This window comes from Phreatobacter oligotrophus (genome assembly GCF_003046185.1).
In the GTDB taxonomy this organism is placed as follows: domain Bacteria; phylum Pseudomonadota; class Alphaproteobacteria; order Rhizobiales; family Phreatobacteraceae; genus Phreatobacter; species Phreatobacter oligotrophus.
The window spans coordinates 144,930-165,846 of the sequence record NZ_PZZL01000002.1 but is presented as its reverse complement, the minus strand read 5'-3'; the positions used below and the strand labels follow the sequence as shown (position 1 = coordinate 165,846).

Annotated in this window: 18 protein-coding genes and 1 pseudogene; 5 read left to right on the top strand and 14 right to left on the bottom strand. The window is 69.9% G+C overall.

Annotation, left to right across the window (positions count from 1 at the left end; all coding sequences use genetic code 11):
* The first annotated feature begins 100 nt into the window (after window positions 1-100).
* From C8P69_RS04720 to C8P69_RS04705, 4 genes are all read left to right on the top strand, one after another.
* Entirely contained in the window at window positions 101-739 is a 639-nt protein-coding gene (locus tag C8P69_RS04720) for an HD domain-containing protein (protein ID WP_108174722.1), read from the top strand.
* A gap of 94 nt (window positions 740-833) precedes the next feature.
* A complete protein-coding gene (locus tag C8P69_RS04715; RefSeq protein WP_108174721.1) occupies window positions 834-1,358 on the top strand; it encodes a tyrosine phosphatase family protein in 525 nt (174 codons plus the stop codon).
* Window positions 1,359-1,412: 54 nt separating this feature from the next.
* Entirely contained in the window at window positions 1,413-2,009 is a 597-nt protein-coding gene (locus tag C8P69_RS04710; protein WP_170118121.1) for a TetR/AcrR family transcriptional regulator, read from the top strand.
* Between the two features lie 143 nt (window positions 2,010-2,152).
* Complete coding sequence (locus C8P69_RS04705) at window positions 2,153-4,957, top strand: DUF2339 domain-containing protein (RefSeq protein ID WP_108174719.1); 2,805 nt, start codon at window positions 2,153-2,155, stop codon at window positions 4,955-4,957.
* On the opposite strand, the gene C8P69_RS04700 is transcribed toward C8P69_RS04705, so the two are convergent.
* Window positions 4,954-5,955, bottom strand: coding sequence for a WD40 repeat domain-containing protein (locus C8P69_RS04700; RefSeq protein ID WP_108174718.1), 1,002 nt, complete (start codon window positions 5,953-5,955; stop codon window positions 4,954-4,956). The genes C8P69_RS04705 and C8P69_RS04700 overlap by 4 nt on opposite strands.
* Window positions 5,956-6,085: 130 nt before the next feature.
* On the opposite strand from C8P69_RS04700, the gene C8P69_RS04695 reads away from it, so the two are divergent.
* Entirely contained in the window at window positions 6,086-6,712 is a 627-nt protein-coding gene (locus C8P69_RS04695) for a histidine phosphatase family protein (RefSeq protein WP_170118120.1), read from the top strand.
* Between the two features lie 3 nt (window positions 6,713-6,715).
* Here the strand turns inward: C8P69_RS04695 and C8P69_RS04690 are convergent, their stop codons facing one another.
* The 13 genes and pseudogenes from C8P69_RS04690 to C8P69_RS04630 form a co-directional block, all read right to left on the bottom strand.
* Window positions 6,716-7,105 carry a type II toxin-antitoxin system VapC family toxin gene (locus C8P69_RS04690; RefSeq protein WP_108174716.1) on the bottom strand — a complete coding sequence of 130 codons (390 nt, stop codon included), beginning with the start codon at window positions 7,103-7,105 and terminating at the stop codon, window positions 6,716-6,718.
* Window positions 7,102-7,359: a type II toxin-antitoxin system Phd/YefM family antitoxin gene (locus C8P69_RS04685; protein ID WP_108174715.1), complete on the bottom strand. Its 258-nt coding sequence runs from the start codon at window positions 7,357-7,359 to the stop codon at window positions 7,102-7,104. The genes C8P69_RS04690 and C8P69_RS04685 overlap by 4 nt, the downstream gene beginning before the upstream one ends.
* A 53-nt stretch (window positions 7,360-7,412) precedes the next feature.
* Window positions 7,413-8,543 carry a CaiB/BaiF CoA transferase family protein gene (locus tag C8P69_RS04680; protein WP_108174714.1) on the bottom strand — a complete coding sequence of 377 codons (1,131 nt, stop codon included), beginning with the start codon at window positions 8,541-8,543 and terminating at the stop codon, window positions 7,413-7,415.
* 93 nt (window positions 8,544-8,636) lie between these two features.
* Entirely contained in the window at window positions 8,637-8,993 is a 357-nt protein-coding gene (locus tag C8P69_RS04675; RefSeq protein WP_108174713.1) for a helix-turn-helix domain-containing protein, read from the bottom strand.
* Window positions 8,980-9,195 (bottom strand): annotated as a pseudogene (locus tag C8P69_RS24550) (BrnT family toxin); the annotation flags it as partial. The gene C8P69_RS04675 and the pseudogene C8P69_RS24550, both read right to left, overlap by 14 nt.
* Window positions 9,196-9,318: 123 nt before the next feature.
* Window positions 9,319-9,900, bottom strand: coding sequence for an amino acid synthesis family protein (locus tag C8P69_RS04665; RefSeq protein WP_108174711.1), 582 nt, complete (start codon window positions 9,898-9,900; stop codon window positions 9,319-9,321).
* Window positions 9,897-10,763 (bottom strand): UPF0280 family protein, encoded by an 867-nt coding sequence (locus C8P69_RS04660; protein WP_108174710.1) that lies wholly within the window; start codon window positions 10,761-10,763, stop codon window positions 9,897-9,899. The genes C8P69_RS04665 and C8P69_RS04660 overlap by 4 nt, the downstream gene beginning before the upstream one ends.
* Before the next feature lie 3 nt (window positions 10,764-10,766).
* Window positions 10,767-11,225, bottom strand: a complete 459-nt coding sequence (locus C8P69_RS04655; protein ID WP_245901867.1) for a MarR family winged helix-turn-helix transcriptional regulator — start codon at window positions 11,223-11,225, stop codon at window positions 10,767-10,769.
* Entirely contained in the window at window positions 11,222-12,730 is a 1,509-nt protein-coding gene (locus C8P69_RS04650) for a 6-hydroxynicotinate reductase (protein ID WP_108174709.1), read from the bottom strand. The genes C8P69_RS04655 and C8P69_RS04650 overlap by 4 nt, the downstream gene beginning before the upstream one ends.
* A gap of 237 nt (window positions 12,731-12,967) precedes the next feature.
* Window positions 12,968-15,724: a molybdopterin-dependent oxidoreductase gene (locus C8P69_RS04645; protein WP_108174708.1), complete on the bottom strand. Its 2,757-nt coding sequence runs from the start codon at window positions 15,722-15,724 to the stop codon at window positions 12,968-12,970.
* Window positions 15,724-16,590, bottom strand: coding sequence for an FAD binding domain-containing protein (locus C8P69_RS04640; protein WP_108174707.1), 867 nt, complete (start codon window positions 16,588-16,590; stop codon window positions 15,724-15,726). Before C8P69_RS04640 ends, C8P69_RS04645 begins: the two co-directional genes overlap by 1 nt.
* Window positions 16,591-16,933: 343 nt before the next feature.
* Entirely contained in the window at window positions 16,934-18,637 is a 1,704-nt protein-coding gene (locus C8P69_RS04635) for a hydantoinase B/oxoprolinase family protein (protein WP_108174706.1), read from the bottom strand.
* A 193-nt stretch (window positions 18,638-18,830) separates the two neighbouring features.
* Entirely contained in the window at window positions 18,831-20,888 is a 2,058-nt protein-coding gene (locus C8P69_RS04630; protein WP_108174705.1) for a hydantoinase/oxoprolinase family protein, read from the bottom strand.
* Window positions 20,889-20,917 lie beyond the last annotated feature (29 nt).

Genomic DNA, 20,917 nt, shown 5'->3' with positions numbered 1-20,917 from the left:
ACCCGGTTAGCCCGAAGCCGTTCCCCCGTCCATGGCTGCTGCCGCCATGGCGCGGTCCCGACCGTCTTGCCGCCCTGCCGCGAAGCAGGCAGGAAGGGCCATGACGTCCAGTCCGACACCCTCCCGCTCGCCGTCCCCCCGGAGCAAGCCGCCGCGCGCCTGGCAGCGCATGCTGTCCGGCCGCCGCCTCGACCTGCTCGATCCCTCGCCGCTCGATGTCGAGATCGAGGACATCGCCCATGGCCTTGCCCGCGTCGCCCGCTGGAACGGCCAGACGACGGGCCCCCACGGCTTCTCGGTGGCCCAGCACTCGCTGCTGGTGGAGGACATTGCCTGCCGCATGAAGCCGGGCCTGGAGCGCCGCTGGCGCCTCGCCGTGCTGCTGCATGATGCGCCCGAATATGTGATCGGCGACATGATCTCGCCCTTCAAGGGCGTCATCGGCGGCGACTACAAGGCGGTCGAGAAGCGGCTGATGGCGGCGATCCACATCCGCTTTGGCCTGCCGGCCGAAGTCCCGGCCGAGATCACCACGCTCACCAAGAAGGCCGACCACGTCTCGGCCTTCCTCGAGGCGACGCAGCTCGCCGGTTTTGGCGTCGAGGAGGCCTCGACGCTGTTTGGCCGGCCGACCGGGATCTATGGCGGCGCCAAAGGCGTACCCCCTGTGCTGGTGCCGATGGACGCCGAGACGGCCAAGACCGCCTTCCTCGATCGTTTCGCGCTGCTGTCGCCCTGAGCGCCGGCCTGCGTCATCCTGCATCGCGCGCCGTCGCATCATGCCTGCAACAATTCCGGCCCAAGCTCCGGCCGACCCACGGGAGATTCGCTCCATGCACGTCCATGTCTGCTCGCTGTCCCGTCTCGCCGACACCGTCGAGGCGACCGGAGCGCGGCACGTCGTGACGCTCATCAACCAGGGCACGGTGGTGGAGCGGCCGCGCAATATCGCGCCCGAGGACCATCTCTTCCTCGGCATGAACGACATCGTCACGCCGATGGACGGCTACATCGCCCCCGCCGAGGCCCATGTGGAGCGCCTGCTCGGCTTCGTCGACGGCTGGTGGCGCACCCATGCCGAGGCCAGCCCCCTGGTGGTTCATTGCTGGGCCGGCATCAGCCGCTCGACGGCGGCCGCCTACATCACGGCCTGCGCCATCGACCCGCAAGCGGATGAGGAGATGCTCGCCGACGAGATCCGCCGGCTGAGCCCCAGCGCCACGCCGAACCTGCGTCTCGTCACCATCGCCGACGCCATGCTCGGGCGGAACGGACGGATGGCGGCGGCGATCCAGCGAATCGGTCGCGGCGCCGATGCTTTCGAGGGCGTGCCCTTCGCGCTGCGGCTGCGACGATAAGAAATACCGACCTCCGACTGTACAGTGTAGAGGAATATGGCTAGTTGGACGGCCATGATCAAAGCAGTTCCGGCCGCAACCATAGAGGGGGACCCGCATCGCGCGCTGGTCCTCGATGCGGCCGATACCGTTTTTGCCCGCCTCGGCTTCCGCAACTGCTCGCTGGATGACATTGCACGTGCGGCGGGCGTGTCCCGCGCCTGCCTCGCCTTGCACTTCGCCTCCAAGGAGGATGTCTTCATCGCGGCGGTCGATCGCGCGCTCACGATGTTCCGCGAGCGGACCGGCCAATTGTTGCGACGCCAGGGTGTCCCGGTGGAAACGCGGGTGCTCGACGCCTTCTGTACGGCCCACACGACCACCATCGGCTCTGCCGTGATGAGCGACATCATGGCCGCCTGCGAGGCCCTGGTCGCCCCGCTGGTACGGGACTTCGAAAAGGACCTTGCGACCGAGGTGGCCGAGGCGCTGGCCATGGCCGGCATTCCCGCCCGCTGGACGGACGAGGGGCTGAGTGCCGACGATCTCGCCGGACATCTCATCATCCTGTCCCTGGGGATCACCCACAAGGCCGCCGACCCCGTCGACTACCGCGCCCGGATGGCCAGCGCGATCCGCCTGGTGTGCCGCACGCCCAAGTTGGTCCGCTGACCGCGGTATCTCCTAAGGGATTGGCAAGGGACTGACGTCACATTCGACGCAGCGGACGCCACAGGCCGGAAACCATCATGGCTCACACCGCTCCGCAGGGCCGCGATCCGCGGTCGTCATGCTGATCGACGGTGCATCACCCGATGGATTTCGTTTTCGCCATCCTGCTCGGCCTCGCCGCCGTTCTCGCCCTGCCGATCCTGACGATCGTCGCCTTCATGCGCAGCGGTGAGGCGAAGCGGCGTCTCGACATCGCGGAGATGCGCATCCGGCAGGTCGAGACCGAGCTGACCCTGGTGCGGGCAGCGCTCGATGCTGCTCCCCGCGCGGCTGCGGCCGGAGAGGCGGCGGCGATCGCGCCTGTCCCGGCCCCGGATCCCACCGTCGCCTATGTGGCCCCGCCCGACGCCATTCCCGCCGAAGCACCGCCATCGGAAGTGGTTGCGCCAGCTGCGGCCGAGCCGCTCGGTGCGCCCGAACCCATGGCCGCCCGCCGCAGCGTTCCCTCGGTCGCAGCGAGCGCCCCGCTCGAGGCGATCGATCCCGCTCCGCCCGCGCCTCCCGCCCCGCCGCCGCCCTCCAATCTCGGCGGCTTCGAGGAGACGATCGGCTCGCGCTGGGCCGTCTGGATCGGTGCCGTGGCACTGGGTCTCGGCGGCCTCTTCCTCGTCCGCTATTCCATCGAGGCCGGGCTGATCGGCCCGGGCCTGCGCATCACCTTCGGCCTGCTCTTCGCGCTGGCGCTGCTCGCCGGTGGCGAATGGCTGCGCCGCAGTGACAAGGGCCTGCCCACCCTGCCGCTCGCCGACATTCCGGCGGCCCTGACCGGGGCTGGCGCCGTCGCCGCCTTCGGCACGATCTACGCCGCCCACGCGCTCTACGACTTCATCGGCCCGGCCTTCACCTTCGTCGCGCTCGCGGCTGTGGCCATGGGCACACTGGTGCTCGCCGGCCTGCACGGACCGCTGCTCGGCGCCATCGGCCTCGTCGCCGCCTTCGCCGCGCCCTTCCTGGTCGCCTCGGCCAATCCGAACCCCTACATCTTCCCGATCTACGCGGCGATCATCACCGCCGCCTGCTTCACCCTCGCCTGGATCCGCGACTGGCCCTGGCTGCGCGGCGCCGCCACCACCCTGGCGGTAGCCCTCGGCACCATCACCATGATCGGCACCGGCGGCGGCGCCTATCCGAGCCTCATCCAGGCGCTGGCCGGCATCGTCACCGCGGCGCTGTTGGTGGTTCCCGGCATCCGCTTCGTGCCGCCGCGCGAGCGCGGCATGGACGGGCACGCCACGGCCATCCTCGCTGCCTTCGCCCTCCTCGCCATGCTGGCGGTGATGGAGAGCCGGCAGGACCTCGCGGCCGTCGGGCTCTATCTCGTCCTGTCGCTGGGCGTCCTCGGCATCGTCTGGCGCACGCCCACGGTCGTGCTGGCCGTGCCGGCCACCGGGGTCCTTGCCCTCCTCGTGCTGCTCGGCTGGGTCACCGGCGTGAAGCCCTCCACCATGCTGGATCCGCTCGGCATGCCGCCCGACTATCCGGACGTGCTGGCCCGCATCGGCTGGGCGGGTCTCGCCTTCGGCCTCGTCTTCGGCATCGGGCCTGCGGCGATCACCGTGATGCGCCGCCAGCGCGAGGCGGCCACCGTCCTCATCCTCGCGGCGACCTCCGTCGCCATGCCGCTCGCCGTGCTCGCCATCGTCTATGGCAAGGTCGAGGGCTTCGTCATCTCACCGCGCTTTGCCGCCATCGCCATGGTCCTCGCCGCGAGCTTCGCCGTGGCGACGGAGGCGGCGCACCGGCTGCGCTCCGGCCAGAGGCCTGGTCTTGCCTCCGCCGCCGCTATCTATGCCATCGGCGCGCTGGCGGCGGTCGCCTTCGCGCTCACCCTGCTGCTCGAGCGCGCCTGGCTGACCCTTGCCCTTGCCGCCATGGTGGCGGGCATCGCCTGGGTCTACACGTTCCGCCCCCTGCCGCAGCTGCGCTGGGTGGCGGCGCTGGCCGGCATCGGCGTCCTCGCCCGCGTCATCTGGGATCCCGCCATCAACGGCGCCGATGTCGGCGAGACCATCATCTTTAACTGGCTGCTCCCCGGCTATGGCCTTCCCGCCCTCGCGGCGGTCGCGGCCTCCATCCTCCTGCGCCGCCGGCGCGGCGAGGATGAGCCGGTGGCGATCCTCGAAGGGCTCGCCATGGTCTTCACCGCGCTGCTTGTCATCGTCGAGGTGCGCCATGCCTTCGGGGCCGCGGGGATGCGCCTTCACGCCGCGCCGCTGACCTTCCCGGAAGCGGCGACCCACACCGTCACGATGCTCGCCTTCGGCCTCGGCCTGTCGCGCCTCTCCGCCTGGCGCAGCGGCGCGCTCTGGGACAATGCCCTCGTCGTCGCGCGCTTCGCCTCCTGGGCCTGGATCGCGGTGGTCATGGGCTTTGCCTTCAATCCCTGGCTCACCGGCCGTCCGGTCGGCACCCATGCCATCGTCAACTGGGCGCTGCTCGGCTACGGCTTCGGCGCGGTGCTGACCTTTGCCGCGGCCTATTTCGACCGCCGCGCCGGACGGATGATGGAGGGGCGGATCATGGGCCTCTTCGGCCTCGCCATGCTGGTGACCTACGCCAACATCGTCGTCGCCATGCTCTTCCGCGGGTGGGTGTCGCTCTGGGGCATCGGCGATGCCGAGCTCTACGCATATTCGGCGGTCTGGCTCGCCTTCGGCCTCGCCCTGCTGGGCGCGGGCGCCTATCTCGGCAGTCGCACGCTCCGCCTCGCCTCGGCGGCGCTGGTCGCGCTCGCCGTGCTCAAGGTCTTCCTCATCGACATGGCGGGGCTGACCGGCCTGTGGCGGGCGCTGTCCTTCATCGGCCTCGGCCTCGTCCTGCTGGTGGTCGGCCGCGTCTACCAGCGCGTCCTCGGCATCGCCCAGGCGCGCGCGGCGGGCGGCGCCTAGAGCAGGGCGAGCCCGGCCTTGCCGCCTTCGGTGCCGAAGGCGGCGGCCTTCCCATCGGCGCGCCAGGCGAGCGCGGTGATGGCATCGCCATCCGGCTCACGCATCAGGATCTCGGCGCCGTCCTCGATGCGGCAGAGCAGGATGAGACCGTCGGCGAAGCCCGCGGCGATCACCGGGGCCGCCGGATGGCCTGCGACCTGCGTCACCTTGATGCCGGCCTTGGCGGCGGGGGCGATCATCGTCGGATTGACGCCCATCGGCCCGTTCTTGCCGCTGAACGGCCAGAGGATGGCTTCGCTGGCACCGGAGGTTGCAAGGAACTTGCCGCCCTGCGTCCAGGCGAAGGAGCGCACCTTGCCGGGATAGCCGGACATGCGCATGTGCTGCCCGTCCTCGAGCCGCCAGCCATGGAGCTGCGGCTCCTGCATGGTGGTGACGACGAAGCGCTGGTCGGCGCTCACCGTGATGCCGAGATGCGAGCCCTTCCATTCGAGCTTCTGCGGCTCGCCGGCGACATTCGGATACCAGAGCGTCGCGCCGTTGTAGTGGGCGAGCGCCAGGCGCTGGCCCTTGGGGAAGAAGGCGATGCCGCCGCAGGCGGAGGGCAGCGACAGGCTCTTCGTCTCGCCCTTCTCCGGCTTGTAGGTGACCGTGCGGCCAGCACTCCAGGCAAGGCTGCGGGAGGGACCCACCGCCACCCGGTCGATCCAGGTGCCGCCGCTGTCATGCACCGTGCGCGGCTCACCCTTGCCGTCCAGAACAACCACCCGGCCGTCATCGCCGCCGGTGACGAGCACCGCGCCGTCCGAGGCGCTGTCGAGAATGCCGCCCTCGTGCAGGCTGATGCGCCGGTCGGAGGCGCCCGCCAGCACCACTTCGCCGCTCGCCAGCAGCAGGGCGGCCTCGTCCTTGAGGAAATGGGCGGCGATCACCGGCTCGCCGGCGTCGATGGCGCGGATGCGCTCGCGGATGGAGGGGCGCTGGGTCTCGGTCGTCATGGCGCCCTAGCTAGCGGAAGGCTGGTCGAATGGCGAGGGGAAGAACGGTGGAGGAGGAGGCTTCGCCCCTTTGACATCGCCGCACGGCTGGTCCATTGCAGCGCGCTTCGTGACGCCCCCGGAGAGAGCCTTGGCCAGCGGAACCCCGACTCAGGTCGCGCCAACCCTTGGATATGACGCCATCCAGGACCTGGTGCGCGCCATCCCCTTCCGGCCGCGCCTGTCGCGGTTCATCTTCCTTCGCCACGGCGAGACCGAAGGCAACCGCAAGGGCGTCTACCAGTTTCCCGAAACGCCCCTGAACGCCGCCGGCGAGGCCCAGGCTGCCGAGGCTGCCTCGATCCTTGCGCTCGCCTCCATTTCCCGCGTCGTGGCGAGCCCGATGATGCGCGCCTGGCGCACCGCCGCCGTCGTCACCGATGGCCGCGACATCACGCCGGAGCCGGACGCCGCCTTGCAGGAGCGCATGTATATCGGCCTCTTCGGTACGCCGGTCGGCACGCTCGACTGGCGCGTCGATCCGCCGGCCTGCGAGAGCCTCGAGACCTTCGTCCACCGCACCGGCCACGGCCTTTCCCGCTGGCTCGCCCGCGAGGACGATCCGGAGGGCGACCTTCTCCTCGTCTCCCATGGCGGCGTGCTGCTGGTGCTGGCCGCCCTCACCGGCGTCGACCTCCACACGGAGCTACGCCGCAACGCCACGCCGATCCTCTTCCAGCGCGCCAGCGGCGGCTGGGAGGCGACCGCGGCGGGGTGAGCTTTAGGGCCTGATGGCAGATGTGATGTCGGTACGTCGGAAATCGTCACCGACGAAGAGCAGCGGGCAGCCGCGGACGCGCGCGAGCGCATAGGCGAAGCAATCGCCGAAATTCAGGCCCGCGGGATGAACCCCCTTGCCGAACCGCTGATAGGCTAATGCGACATCGCGGGCGGTAGCAGTGGTGACCGGGACCACTTCGATGGCGAGGCCGTCAAGGATTGCGGACAGTGCGTCCAAGACGTTCCGGCGATCGGCGACGATCATGGCCTCAGCGAGCGTTCCTGCGCTGATCAGACAATCCTCTTCCGCTTCGAGGATCGTTGCGCAGGCGTCCGAACCCGGCTCATCGAGAACGATGGCCATCAGTGCCGATGTATCGACCACGATCATTCCGGAAGGCCGTCATCGCCGTAGAGAAAATCCTGGCTTCGGGCCGCAGAGGGGCCCGCGCTTTGCCGACGGGCCGCCGCTGCGCGTACGGCAGCAAGGACGGCGCGACGCTCCGCAATGGTTGGCTTGGGCGCGATGGGGACGAGACGAACGGCAGGCTGTCCGTGACGCGTCAGTATGACGTCGTCACCGGCTTCGGCGCGACGAACGAGTTCGGTCAGTTGACCCTTCGCATCGCTGACGGACACTTTCATCGCAGCCTCCTCGCGGCTGCGACAAAAATAGTCCAATCAGTGGTCCAATTCAATCACCCGCCGAATTCGGCCTTCACCGCTGCCGTGTGCTGGCCGAGCGCGGGCACCGGCCCGAATTGCGGCACCGTGCCGTCGTGGAGCGCGCCGGGCGCCAGCATCCGCTTGCGGCCGGCGGGCGTGTCCACCTCCATGTAGCGGTTCTGCGGGTGCACCTTGAGGTCATCCAGCGACGAGACGCGGCCATAGGCGACCTTCGCCTTCTCCAGCTTCTCGACCACGGCCTCGCGGGGGTGGCGGGCGAAGGCGGCGAGAATGATCGCATCGAGGGCCGCGCGGTTGGCGACGCGCTTCACATTGGCATCGAAGCGCGGGTCGGTCGCGACCGCGGCGTCGTCCAGCACGTTTTCGCACAGCGAGGCCCATTCCCGCTCGTTCTGGATGGAGAAGAGGATCGCCTTGCCGTCGGCGCATGGATAGGCGCCATAGGGTGCGATGGTCGGGTGGTTCAGGCCCGAACGCGGCGGATAGATGCCGCCATAGGCATATTGGAGGTAGGGAACGTTCATCCAGTCGGCGAGCGCGTGATAGAGCGACACGGCGATGTGCCGACCCTCGCCGGTGATGGAGCGGCCGATCAGCGCCTGCAGGATCGCCTGGAAGGCGGTCATGCCCGCCGCGATGTCGCACACCGAGACGCCGACGCGGGCGCGGCTGTCGCCCTCGCCGGTGATCTCGGAGAGGCCCGACTCGGCCTGGACCAGCAGGTCATAGGCCTTGAGGTGCTGCCAGGGGCCTTCCTCGCCATAGCCGGAGATCGAGCAGGTGATCAGGCGGGGGTGCTTCGCCCTGAGGTCGGCCGGATCGAAGCCGATGCGCTTCAGCGCCCCCGGCGCGAGGTTCTGGATGAAGACATCGGCCTTGGCGATCATCGCCGCCAGCACCGCCTGGTCGCCCGCATCCTTGAGGTCGAGGACGACGGATTCCTTGCCGCGGTTCAGCCAGACGAAATAGGCACTCTCGCCGTCCACCGCCTTGTCGTAGCGGCGGGCGAAGTCGCCCTCGTCGCGCTCGATCTTGATGACGCGGGCGCCCGCATCGGCAAGCCGCGAGGCGGCATAGGGAGCGGCCACCGCCTGTTCGACGGAGACGACGAGGAGGCCGGAAAGGTCGGTCTGCGAGGACATGGGGCGGGCTCATGCAAGGAGACGGTCCGCCCTCCATAGAGACAGGCCGGCGCTCCGGTCCAGAGACGCAACCGATGGGCAGGCCTGACGCCGTTAGGAGGCCAGCGCCCGGTCCACCGCCTCGCGCTCCTGCTCGATGACCGTGATGTAGGCGAGGAAGGCGCTGTCCGGCATGGTGCGGCCCTGCTCGATGTCGCGCAGGCGGCCGAGATTGATGCGGTAGCGCTCGGCGAATTGCGGCTGGCTGAGGTTCAGCGACTGGCGCAGCAAGCGGACCCGCCGGCCGGCAACGCCGCGGTCCAGTTCCTCCTCGGTGGAGGGCGGATTGTCCGGATCGTCGAGCGCGTTCTGCTCGATCTCCTCCGGCGTCATGGCGTCTAGGCGGGCTCGGGTCTCATCGGACAGCCGCGGCGGATTACTCGGGTCGATGATCAGTCTAGCCTTGACCATAACGTCTCGCCTCCGTCCGGTTGGCGCGCCTCGCCGAGATGATCCAGTGGATCGCGTCACGTCGCGTGTAGACCACCGTCATCAGACGGCCGTCGAGCATCCCGACCGTCTTCCTCCGGTCCTCGCCGTCTCCCGGCCGCGTGACGTCAAAGTCGATCCGTGCCGGATCCGCGAAGACGCCGACCGCCTCGGGAAAGCTGAAGCCATGCTTCTTAGGTTTGAAGCAGCCTTGCCATCATGCCAGTCGAAGTCGAGCGACGACGCCATAAGCTAGCATACGGAAAATCCGTATGATATGCAATCATGGCGTGCATCTCTTTGTTCCTCACCTCTGCCCGTCGCGCTTGGAAATCTGGTCCTGCGTGAGGCCTCCCATGCGCGGATGCGGCCGGCCGCCGGTGGTCATGGCCAGCGCAAACAGGATCTCGTCGGCGCGCGGACTATCCTGCACCATCAGCGTCACGCCGTCGAAGTGCGAGCGCACATAGGCCGCGTTGCGGTGATGGATCGGCACGTCGAGGATGGCGCCCATCGGCCCGACCTTGGTCATGGACGGCACGATGGCCAGCGCCTCGCCGAGCAGTTCGCGCATGGCGTAGCCGCCGGGCACGTGCCAGAGCGCGCCATGTTCCAGTTCCCCGGCGGAGCCCACCAGCGAACCCTTGCCATAGGCCTCGATGGCCGCGGTGTCGCCGCCGAGCGCCTTGAGCAGCTTGGTCGAGCATTCGAGGCCGAGCGGCTTCAGCTCGTCCATCATCGGCTGGATGTCCTCGACATAGCGGCCGGCGAACGGGTTCTTCAGCACCGCCGCCACCCAGCCCTTGAGGATGGGCTTGTCGAGCTTCGGCCCGCCATCGTGGCGAACCTCCTCAACGCCGACGACGATCTTCCTGACGTCGATGCTCATGACCGGATCTCCCTCATGGGTCTGCTTTTGCCGAGGATGCGGCTCTCGCCCTGGAGGACGAGGGCCGCGTCGAAGATGAGGCCGCGCCGCTGCAAGTGTTCGGCGCGGGCAAGGCCTGCCGCGAGCGCCGCGGCGATGACCGGGCCGGGCAGGGACCCGACCGCGGTGGTGACGAGACGGTCGCCCAGATCGCTGTCGGGATCGAGCGCCGTTGCCGGCCGCCGCTCCACCGCGGGGTGGTCGGCGTCCACCGCGTTGGCGACCAGCGTCGCCGCGACATCGGCGCTCGCCGCATCGCGCGCCAGGATGGTCACGGAATCGGCGATGCCGAGCGAGAAGGAGCGCCCCTGCGCGCCGGATGTCGCGATGCCGCCGATGCCATCGCCATGGGAAAGGCTGAGCCGGCCATTCAGCGACGGGATGGGTCCGCGGGAGAAGTCGGCGGCAAGCGCGACATCCAGCGTCTCGCCCTCGGTGAGATGCACCGCGATGTCGCCGCCATCATTGACGAAGGCGCGGTCGAGGGGGGCTGCCTCCACCATCACCTCGAGGATCTCGTCGGCTACCGACCCCGCCACCGCCGCCATCGGCGTGACGAAGACCCCGGCATGGGGCCGGCAGGCCGCCACCATCCGCTGCGCCACCGGTCCTTCCACCTGCGGCTTCTCGGCCATGGGCTTGCGCAGTTCTGCGAGCTCGCCGACGAGCTCCGGCAGCACCGTCTGGAATCGGGCGATGGCCGCGTCATAGGCCTCGCGCACCGCGCTGGCCGCCCCCCAGGCGCGCAACACCAGGTCGATCGGCCCGTGCTGCAGATGCAGCCGGTCGCCGGCGAGCGGCTGGACGGCGGGCGGCTCCCACATGGCTCAGCCGATGCGGCCGAGAAGGGCGATGAGGGTCTCAGCCTCCTCCTCGCTCAGCGGCTCCAGCGTGCGCGCGGTTACCACGGGCCCCAGCGCCTTCATGCCCTCGATCGCCTCGCGTCCCGCGGCGGTGAGGCTGAGGAGCACGAGCCGCGCGTCATTGGGGTCGACCGAGGGCGAGACGAGCCCGCGCTTGGCGAGCCGGCCGGCGACGCCGAACATGGTCGCTGGGTCGATGCCGACCATGCGCCCCAGCTGGTTCTGCGAGGTGGGGCCGAGGTCATGCAGCTTGGCGAGCGCGGCATATTGCACCGGCGTCACGTCGAAGCCGTCCATCACCTGCTCGAAAATGGCGCTGGCGCGCTGATGGGCGCGCCGGATGAGGAAGCCGATCTGCTCCTCGAGGATGTAGGGCCGCTCCTGCGGCGCCTCGTCGCTCGCCTTCGCCCGTTTCGCCGTCACGATCGTGCCTCCGGGAAGGGCCAGGGATTGCCGGATATCCAGCCGTCGATGCGGGCGGTCGGGGCGACATCGCGCAGGATGTCGTCGATCGTGACGATGTCCTCCATGTGCCCGCCGAGCTGCTCGTAGAGCGCCCGCGGCAGGGTGAACTCGATGGGCGCGACGATGGCCGGCGTCGGTACCGAGCCGAAGGCGTTCTTCGGCAGCTTGGTGACATCGGCCATGACGGTGATGCCGCCGCCAGGCCAGAGATAGACCGGCGCGCCGCCCATGGTGACGCGCGTCTCGCCGCTCGCCACCGACCGCGTCAGCAGCACCGGATTCTCGGTGACGCCGGCGCGCAGCGATCCACCGGCGCCTGCCATGAACAGCACGGTGCAGAGCGAGGGCTCGCAGTTCTCGCCGATGCGGTCGACCACCTTCATCACGGCGTCAGGGATGGGAGCCGGCTGCGGCACAAGGTTCTCGTCCAGCACGCAGTAGAGGAAATGCTCGCCGGTGGTGGAGGTGAGCAGCAGCCGCAGGCCCGGCCAGGCCACCGCCGGGTCGATCTTCTGGATGATCGACAGCGGGTCCTCGATGTCGGTCCCGCCCCAGCCGATGCCGGGATTGGCCACCTGGAAATAGCGGCCGGGCGTCGACTTGCGGCCGCGCACGCGGATGCCCGCCTGGCGCATGTCGAGCACCTTGCCCGCCTGGTGCTCGGTCAGCACGCCGGTGATGTGGTCATCGACGACGATGACCTCGTCGACATGGCCAAGCCACTGCTTGGCGAAGATGCCGACGGTGGCCGAGCCGCAGCCGACCCGCATCCGCTGCTCCGGCTTGCCGTCGACGATGGGCGCCTGGTTCGCGGCGACGACGACCTCGTGGCCGCCGTCGATGGTCATGGTGACGGCCTCGCCCGCGCACAGCTTCAGCATCGTCTCGCAGGTGACGTTGCCTTCCTTCTTCGAGCCGCCGGTCAGGTGCCGCACGCCGCCGATGGAGAGCATCTGGCTGCCGTACTCGGCGGTCGTGACATGGCCGACCTGCTCGCCGTTCACGCGGATGGGCGCCGCCTCGGGCCCGAGGTGCCGGTCGGTGTCGATCTTCACCTTGACGCCGCAGTAGCTGAAGATGCCCTCGGTCACGACGGTGACCGTGTCGACGCCGTCATGCTCCGCCGAGACGATGAAGGGCGCCGGCTTGTAGTCGGGATAGGTCGTGCCCGCGCCGATCGCGGTGACGAAGGTGCGCGAGGGATCCAGCACCTGGCCGTCCCAGTCGTTCTTGCCGAATTCCACGAGCTTGCCGCCGTCCTCGACGGTCTTTGCCAGCAGCACGACCGGGTCGGTGCGCACCAGCTGGCCGTTCTCGTTGGCATAGCGCGAGCAGGCCCCGGCGCGGCCGGGACGGATGCGGCAGAGCACGGGGCAGGCGTCGCAGCGCAGGATGCCGTCGGCCTCCGCCGCGCCGAACTTTTTCGAGCGCGCCTCGAGCGAGAGGTGGTCAGTGGCGGTCATGGCGACCTCCTGGGATGGGGTGATCGGCGCGGGTTCTGTGCGCGGGAGGCCGCAAGGAATGCCCCACCCTCACCCTCCCCTCTGGCGAGGGGAGGGGGGCTACCGCGTCGCGGCTGACGAGAAACGGTTGTGCCTGGCCCAGCCGATCAAAGGCCGGCGGGACGCCGTGGTTTCCCTCCCCGCGGAGCGGGGAGGGTGCGGGTGGGGCAGGGATCGCAAGTGCCGGGAAAGACGTCCTCATTCCGCCGCCTCCCTCTGGCCCTGCATGGCCGCCCAGAGCTTGTGCGGCAGGACAGGCACCTCGGTCATGCGCACGCCGACCGCGTGGCGGATGGCGCCGAGGATGGCCGGGGCGGTCGCGACGAGCGCAGGCTCACCGACGCCCTTCGCCCCAAACGGCCCCTCCGGCTCCGGATCCTCGATGAGGTGGATGCGGATCTCCGGCACGTCGCCGGCGGTGGGGATGAGATAGTCGTGCAGGTTCTCGGTGCGGCCGGGGAGATATTCCTCCATCAGCGCCAGCCCGAGCCCTTGCGCGATGCCGCCATGGATCTGGCCCTCGGTCAGCGTCGGGTTGATGGCGCGGCCGACATCGTGGGCGGCGACGATGCGGGTCACCTTCACCGTGCCGAGCAGCCGGTCGACCTCCACCTCCGCCACCTGAGCGGCGAAGCCATAGGTCGCGTAGGGGATGCCCTGGCCCTTGGCGTCGAGCGCGGTGGTGGGCGGGTCATATTCGCCATCGCCCATCAGCACGATGCCGGCCTCGTCGGCGGCGAGCGTGGCAAGGTCGATCACGCGGCTCGCCTCGCCGTCCTCCACCGTCAGGCGCGACCCTTCGAGCGCGAGCCGGGCGGTGGGGCCGGCATTGGCCAGCGCCAGCATCTTCGCCCTGAGGTCCGCGCCCGCCAATTTGGCTGCGTTCCCCGAAACGAAGGTCTGGCGCGAGGCCGAGGTCTTGCCGGCATCGAAGGTCTTGTCGGTATCGCCGACCACGAAGCCGAAGGCCTGCGGCGGCAGGCCCAGCGCATCCGCCGCGATCTGCAGGAGCACGGTGGACGAGCCCTGGCCGATATCCACCGCACCGTTGAGGAAGGTCAGCCGCCCGTCGCGGGTCAGCGTGATCCGCATCTTCGACGGGTTGGACATGGAGGTGTTGCCGCAGCCGTACCACATGCAGGCGACACCGACGCCGCGGGCCATGCGGCCGCCCTTCGCATTGTGGGCGGCGGCCGCGGCCATGAGCTCGTCGTACTCCGGCTTCACCGCGTCGAGGCATTCGGGCAGGCCGGCGGAGGCGTGCAGCACCTGTCCCGTGGGCGTGCGGTCGCCATGGCCGATGGCGTTGATGCGGCGGATCTGCCAGCGGTCGAGCCCCAGGCGCTCCGCGAGATCGTCGATCAGCGTCTCGCCGGCGATCGCCGCCTGCGGCACGCCGAAGCCGCGGAAGGCACCGGCCGGCACCTCGTTGGTGTGCACGGCGCGGGTGGCGTTGCGCACATGCGGCACCTTGTAGGGGCCCGTGGCGTGGACCGGCACGCGGTTGGCGACCGTCGGCCCCCAGGAGGCATAGGCGCCGGTGTTGAAATCGCCCTGCATCTCGTAGGCGGTGAAGCGGCCGGAGGCGTCCGCCGACATGCGGGCCTGGATCTTGGAAGGATGGCGCTTGGTGGTGGAGGCCATGCTCTCGGTGCGCGAATAGACGATGCGCACGGGCTTCCTGGTCAGCCAGGCCGCGACCGCGATGAGCGGCTGGATGGAGACGTCGAGCTTGCCGCCGAAGCCGCCGCCACAGGCAGTGGGGATGATCCGCACCTGCGTCATCGGCACGCCGACGACGCGGGCGACCTCCTCCTGGTCCATGACCGCGGCCTGAGTGCAGGCCGTGACCTCGATCCGATCTCCGACCCGGATCGCGTAGCCAGCTTCCGGCTCGATATAGGCGTGTTCGACGAAGCCGGTGCGGAACCGGCCCTCGGCCGTTGCGGCGCCGAGCCTGTGGCCCTCGATGACGTCGCCGGTCTCGAGATAGCCGCGGGTCAACACATTGTCGGGAATGTTGGCGTGGAGCGGCGTCGCGCCCTCGGCCAGCGCCGCCTCGACGCCGATCAGCGCCGGTTCCACCTCCCAGGTGATCGGCAGCGCGGCATCGGCGATGCCCTCCACCGCCTCCCGCGTGCCGACGAGAGCGAGGATGGCTTCGCCGCGGTAGCGCACCAAGCCCGGCGCCAGCACCGGCTGGTCCTTGATGGTCGGGAAGATGCCGAAGGAATTGGCGCCGGGAATGTCCGCGGCCGTGAGGATCGCCTCGAGGCCGGGATGGGCTGCCTTCACCGCGGCGAGGTCGCCCAGGGTGAAGCGGGCCCGGGCATGGGGCGAGCGCACGGCGCGCATCCACAGTGCCCCCTCGGGCGCATGGTCGGCGCCGAAGCGGTCGGTGCCCTGCACCTTCGGCAGTCCGTCGGTGCGGGCGATGCGGGCGCCGACCGCGGCGCCGGCTTCCGCCACGGGGGCATAGGCATTGGCGCCGCGCGCCACGGCGTCGATGGCCTCGATGATCTTGGCGTAACCGGTGCAGCGGCAGAGCACGCCGCCGATGCCGTCCTCGATCTCAGAGCGCGTGGGGGAGGGGTTGCGGGCGAGCAGGTCCGCCGCGGCCATGATCATGCCGGGGGTGCAGATGCCGCACTGGGCCGCGCCCTCCGCGAGGAAGGCGGCGCGCAGCCGGTCGATCAGCGGATCGGAGGCCTCGATCGTGGTGATGGCGCGACCCTCCGCCTGCGCCGTGGCGACGAGGCAGGCGCAGACCTGCGCGCCATCGAGAAGGACGGTGCAGGCGCCGCAATCGCCGGCATCGCAGCCGACCTTGGTGCCGGTCAGACCCAGGCCCTCGCGCAGCGTGTCGGCGAGGCTCGCAAAGGGCGCGGCGGCGACGTGCCGGGCCTCGCCGTTGACGGTGAGCGTGACGGTGGATGCGGCGGGACGGTCGAGCATCAGGCGGCCCTCCGGGAGGCGGGGGAGGCAAGGTCGGCAAGCGCGTCACGGACCAGCGTGAGGGCCGCGTCGCGGCGGTAGGCGGCGCTGGCGCGCACGTCGTCGATGGGCTGGAGGCCGGCGAGGTGGTCCGGGTTCACGAGGCCGCTCGCGCTCGCGAGGGCCTTCCCGATGAGGGCGGTTTCCAGCGCGGACAGCCGCTGCGCCACGGCCGAGCAGGCGCCGACCGCAATCCGCGCGGCGGTGATGGTGCCGGCCTCGTCGGTGGCGACCACCGCCGCAACCATGGCGATGGAGATGACGAGATATTTGCGGGCACCGAGCTTGCAGAAGGTCGAGCGGGCGCCGTCGAGCTTCGGCACGATCAGGGCGGTGACGAGCTCATGGGACGCCAGCGCCGTGCTGCGATAGCCGGTGGAGAAGGCCTGGATGGGCAGGGTGCGCGTGCCGCCCTTGCCGGCGACTTCGACCACGGCGTCGAGCGCCATGAGGTTCGGGATGCCGTCGCCGGCCGGCGAGGCCGTGACGAGATTTCCTGCGAGCGTGCCGAGGTTCTGCACCTGCAGGCCGCCGACCTCCCGCGCCGCGCGGCGATAGCCGTCGAAAAGCGGTGGAAGGTCGGCGCGGGCGAGGTCGCTCCAGGTGGTGAGCGCGCCAAGCCGCCAGCCGCCGGCCTCCTGCGTGATCCCGCGCAGGCCCGGAATGGCGGTGATGTCGAGGACAGGTTTGTGGGCCGGATCGCCCCAGGCTTTGCGGGCGGTGCGGACGGGGTAGACGTCGGTGCCGCCGGCCAGCACGGTCACGTCCTGAGCCGCCTTGATGGCGATGGCCTCGTCGAGGCTGGTCGGACGAAAATAGCGGGTCATGGCACGATGCTCCGCAGGTCGGAGATGGTGGCGGGCGCGGACGGCGCCGCTGCTTCACCCCGCCGACGAGACGTGATGGCGGCCGAAAGGAAGCTGACGCCCATCCGTCGAAGAGTACCGAGGCTCCCGGCACTGGCTGCATTCCCCTCCCCCCGCTTGCGGAGGGGAGGGGTTAGGGGTGGGGGGACGGACCCATACCGGAGTGCACGAGCCAGCTGCATTTCGGCGGGGCAGCGAGTCCCATAGGCCCCCCACCCTGACCCTCCCCTCCGCAAGCGGGGGGAGGGGACATGGCAGTGCGAGCCGATCGGGAAATCCACTCTGGGTGCCTCCAGACGTGCCATCAGCCCCTCCATCCCCACAGCGCCTCGGCCTCGGCCGCCGTGTAGTAGCCGCGGGCGACATCCCGGGCGATGGCCGCCGGATCGCGCTTCTCCGGATCGCCGTAGCCGCCGCCACCGGGCGTCATCACCTCGACGCGGTCGCCGGCGCGGATCCTCAGGCCCTGGTCCTTGGAGAGGTGCTCGGGAATCGTCGTCTCGGTGCCGCGATGGATCTTCACGACATTCGGCGCGCCATCCTTGCCACCGAGCACGCCCGGCGGGCCGAAGCGGCCATGGTCCATGACGAAGGAGGCGCGCGCCTCGCCGCGCAGCAGTTCCACCTCGTAATGCACGCCGAAGCCGCCGCGCGCCTTGCCGGCGCCGCCCGAGCCCTCGCGCAGGGCGAAGCGGCGGAACAGCACGGGGTAGTACTGCTCCATCACCTCGACCGGCGCGGTCTTGGAGATGCCGATGGTCGAGCAGCCATTGGTCAGGCCGTCATGGGCGATGTTGCCGCCATAGCCGCCGCCGGTGATCTGGTACATGACGTAGCCGGCCTTCTTCGCCGGGTCGAAGCCGCCCAGCGCAAAGTTGCCGGAGGTACCGGCGGGGGCCGCCGTCACCTTGTCGGGAATGGCCTGGACGAGGGCGAGGAACACCGCCTCCGCGATGCGCTGGGAGACCTCCGCCGCGCAGCCCGAGACCGGGCGCGGGTACTGCGCGTCGAGGAACGTGCCCTCGGGCTTGAGGATGGTCAGCGGCTCGAAGGCACCGGAATTGATCGGCACGTCCGGGAAGATGTGCTTCACGCCGAGATAGACCGACGAGCAGGTGGTGGCGAAGACCGAGTTCATCGGCCCCTGGCAGGGCGGCGAGGAGCGCGAAAAGTCGAAGCTCATGGTCTCACCCGTCTTGGTGACGGTGAGGGCGATGCGCAGCGGCTCGTTCACGACGCCGTCGGAGTCGACGAAGCTCTCGGAGTGGTAGACCCCGTCCGGAATGGCGCGGATCTCCGCCCGCATCCGTTCGGCCGAGCGGGCGCGGATCTGGCGGATCGCCTCGTCCAGCGTCGCCGCGCCGTACTTCGCCACGAGGTCCATGAGCCGCGTCTCGCCGACCAGCAGGGCCGCGGCCTGGGCCTTGATGTCGCCGATGCGCTGGTCGGCGATGCGGATGTTCGACGAGATGATCGCGAAGATCTCCGGGTCCATTTCGCCGCGCTTGAACAGCTTCACCGGCGGCAGGCGCAGGCCTTCCTGCTCGACTTCCGTCGCGTGGGCCGAGAAGCCGCCGGGCACCATGCCGCCGATGTCCGGCCAGTGGCCGGTGTTCTGCAGCCAGCAGAAGAGCTCGCCATCGACAAAGACGGGCTTGGCGAAGCGCACGTCCATGAGGTGCGTGCCGCCGAGATAGGGGTCGTTGACGATGTAGATGTCGCCGGGCTCCGGCTTGCCGGCCTTGCCCTCGCCGATGAGGCGAATGATGTGGCCGGTCGAATGCTGCATCGTGCCGACGAAGACCGGCAGGCCATATTCGCCCTGGGCGATCAGCGCGCCGGTGTCGCGGTCATAGATGCCGTCCGCGCGGTCGTCTGCCTCGGCGATGACCGGCGAGAAGGCCGAGCGCGAGAAGGCGATGTCCATCTCGTTGCAGACCTGCTGCAGACCGGCCTGGATGACGGCGAGGGTGAGGGCGTCGATGGCGGTGGGGCTGTGGAACGTCATGACGTCCGCTCCGCAAAACGTGCGCGAACCCTCTCCCCTCGTGGGAGAGGGTGGCGCCGGCAGGCGCCGGGTGAGGGGCATGACAGGAGCGAGGCCTCGCGGCTCCCCCTCACCCGCCCGCTGACGCGGGCACCCTCTCCCACGAGGGGAGAGGGTTTGCGCGCGGCACGCACCTTCATCGCGACAACCATCCTCATGCCTTCACCCTGAGATTGCCGATGGCATCCACGGTTGCGACCGCGCCGGGTTCGATCACCGTCGTCGCGTCGATCTGCTGCACGATGGCGGGACCCGTGATGGTCGCGCCGACCTGCAGCGCATCGCGGGCATAGACCTTGGCCGGCCACCAGCGTCCGTCGGCATGAACCTGGCGCTCGCCGATCACCGCGCCAGCGACATCCGCCGCCCGCGCCGAGGCGTCGAGCAGGCTCGCCAGCGGGAAGGCGCGCCTGCGGCCGATCACCGAGGTCACGAGGTTCACGAGGACAGCGCGGATCTCCGGCAGCCGCACCTGGAAGCGGTGGAAATAGGCGGCCTCGAAAGCCGCCTGGATCTCCTCGCGCGTCACGTCGGGCGAGGCCATCGGCACGCGGATGAGATGGGTCTGGCCGCGGAACTGCATGTCCGCGCCATGGATGACCACGGTCTCCTCGATCTCCGCCGCCTCGGCGGCGACGACGGCGAGCGCACCCTCGCGCTGCGCCGTCATCAGCCGCTTCACCTCGTCCATGTCGACCTGGTCGAGCGGCTTGTTGACGGTGTTGACGCGGTCCTGGCGCAGGTCCGCCACGAGGCAGCCCAGCGCATTGGTGAGGCCCGGCCGCGCCGGCACCAGAACCTCGGGAATGCCGAGCTCGCGGGCGAGCGCCACGGCATGGAGCGGCCCCGCGCCGCCGAAGGCGAAGAGCACGAAATCGCGCGGGTCGTAGCCGCGCGACAGCGACACCATGCGGATGGCGCCGGACATGTGGACATTGCCGAGCCGGATGACGGCGGCGGCCGCCTCCTCGATGCTCATGCCGAGGGGCTTGGCGAGGTCGCGCTCGAAAATGGCGCGGATGTCGGCGAGCGAGACCTTGGCCTGCACCGCCGTCAGCCGGTCGGGATCGAGCCGGCCGAGGACGAGATTGGCGTCGGTGATGGTCGGTCGCGTGCCGCCACGCCCGTAACAGATGGGGCCAGGCTCCGAGCCGGCCGAATGCGGGCCGACCTGCAGCATCCCGGCCGCATTCACCGAGGCGATGGAGCCGCCGCCGGCGCCGACGGTGCGCACATCCACCATGGGCAGGTGGATCGGCAGGCCATAGTCGATGGTCAGCTCCGCCGAGACCTCGGGGATGCCGCCATGGATCAGCGCCACGTCGGTGGAGGTGCCGCCCATGTCATAGGTGATGGCATTGGTGAGGCCGGACTGGGCGAGGGTCGCCGCCGCCGCCATGACGCCGGAGGCAGGACCCGACATCACCGTCTTCGCCGCCTCGCGGGCGACGACGGTGGCCGGCACCGTGCCGCCATTGCCGTTCATGACGAGGAGGTCGCGGCCGAAGCCCTTGGCGGAGAGGTCGCCCTGCAGGCGCTGCACATAGCGGTCGAGGATCGGCTGCACCGCGGCGTTCACGCTCGCCGTCGTGCCACGCTCATACTCGCGATATTCGGAGAGGAGCGCATGGCCGAGCGTCACGTAGTCGTTCGGCCAGACGCTCCGGACGATCTCGCCGGCGCGCAGCTCATGGGCCGGGTTGGCGTAGGAATGGAGGAAGTGGACGACGATGGCCTCGCAGCCCGCCGCCGCCAGCGCCTCGGCCTCGCGCTTCACCGCCGCCTCGTCCAGCGGCGTGACCACCTGCCCTTGAGCATTCATGCGCTCGGCCACCTCGCGGCGGAAGGGCCGCTCGATCAGCGGCTCGAAGGTGCCGGTCATGCCATAGGCGCGCGGGCGGGTGCGGCGGCCGAGCTCCAGCACGTCGCGGAAGCCTTCCGTGGTGATGAGCCCGACCTTGGCGACCTTGCGCTCCAGCACCGCGTTGGTGGTGGCCGTGGTGCCATGGATGATGAGGTCGAGCTCGGCCGGGCTCACGCCCGCCGCCTCGATCGCCTTGACCACGCCCACCGCCTGGTTGGCGATGCTCGTCGGCACCTTGGCGAGCCTGACGGTGACGCCCGCGCCGTCCTGCTCGGTCAGGAGCAGGTCGGTGAAGGTGCCTCCCACGTCGATGCCGGCAACACGCCTCACATCCACTCTCCGTTTCATTCGTCTACGAACATTGGGGAGACCCCGCC

What these genes read in the sequence shown, in the direction of transcription:
- C8P69_RS04650 (WP_108174709.1), bottom strand. Translation starts at nt 12,730, where the DNA reads ATGACCGCCACTGACCACCTCTCGCTCGAGGCGCGCTCGAAAAAGTTC.
- C8P69_RS04675 (WP_108174713.1), bottom strand. Translation starts at nt 8,993, where the DNA reads ATGGTCAAGGCTAGACTGATCATCGACCCGAGTAATCCGCCGCGGCTG.
- C8P69_RS04685 (WP_108174715.1), bottom strand. Translation starts at nt 7,359, where the DNA reads ATGAAAGTGTCCGTCAGCGATGCGAAGGGTCAACTGACCGAACTCGTT.
- C8P69_RS04640 (WP_108174707.1), bottom strand. Translation starts at nt 16,590, where the DNA reads ATGACCCGCTATTTTCGTCCGACCAGCCTCGACGAGGCCATCGCCATC.
- C8P69_RS04690 (WP_108174716.1), bottom strand. Translation starts at nt 7,105, where the DNA reads ATGATCGTGGTCGATACATCGGCACTGATGGCCATCGTTCTCGATGAG.
- C8P69_RS04635 (WP_108174706.1), bottom strand. Translation starts at nt 18,637, where the DNA reads ATGACGTTCCACAGCCCCACCGCCATCGACGCCCTCACCCTCGCCGTC.
- C8P69_RS04705 (WP_108174719.1), top strand. Translation starts at nt 2,153, where the DNA reads ATGGATTTCGTTTTCGCCATCCTGCTCGGCCTCGCCGCCGTTCTCGCC.
- C8P69_RS04630 (WP_108174705.1), bottom strand. Translation starts at nt 20,888, where the DNA reads ATGAAACGGAGAGTGGATGTGAGGCGTGTTGCCGGCATCGACGTGGGA.
- C8P69_RS04660 (WP_108174710.1), bottom strand. Translation starts at nt 10,763, where the DNA reads ATGTGGGAGCCGCCCGCCGTCCAGCCGCTCGCCGGCGACCGGCTGCAT.
- C8P69_RS04680 (WP_108174714.1), bottom strand. Translation starts at nt 8,543, where the DNA reads ATGTCCTCGCAGACCGACCTTTCCGGCCTCCTCGTCGTCTCCGTCGAA.
- C8P69_RS04710 (WP_170118121.1), top strand. Translation starts at nt 1,413, where the DNA reads ATGATCAAAGCAGTTCCGGCCGCAACCATAGAGGGGGACCCGCATCGC.
- C8P69_RS04720 (WP_108174722.1), top strand. Translation starts at nt 101, where the DNA reads ATGACGTCCAGTCCGACACCCTCCCGCTCGCCGTCCCCCCGGAGCAAG.
- C8P69_RS04645 (WP_108174708.1), bottom strand. Translation starts at nt 15,724, where the DNA reads ATGCTCGACCGTCCCGCCGCATCCACCGTCACGCTCACCGTCAACGGC.
- C8P69_RS04665 (WP_108174711.1), bottom strand. Translation starts at nt 9,900, where the DNA reads ATGAGCATCGACGTCAGGAAGATCGTCGTCGGCGTTGAGGAGGTTCGC.
- C8P69_RS04715 (WP_108174721.1), top strand. Translation starts at nt 834, where the DNA reads ATGCACGTCCATGTCTGCTCGCTGTCCCGTCTCGCCGACACCGTCGAG.
- C8P69_RS04700 (WP_108174718.1), bottom strand. Translation starts at nt 5,955, where the DNA reads ATGACGACCGAGACCCAGCGCCCCTCCATCCGCGAGCGCATCCGCGCC.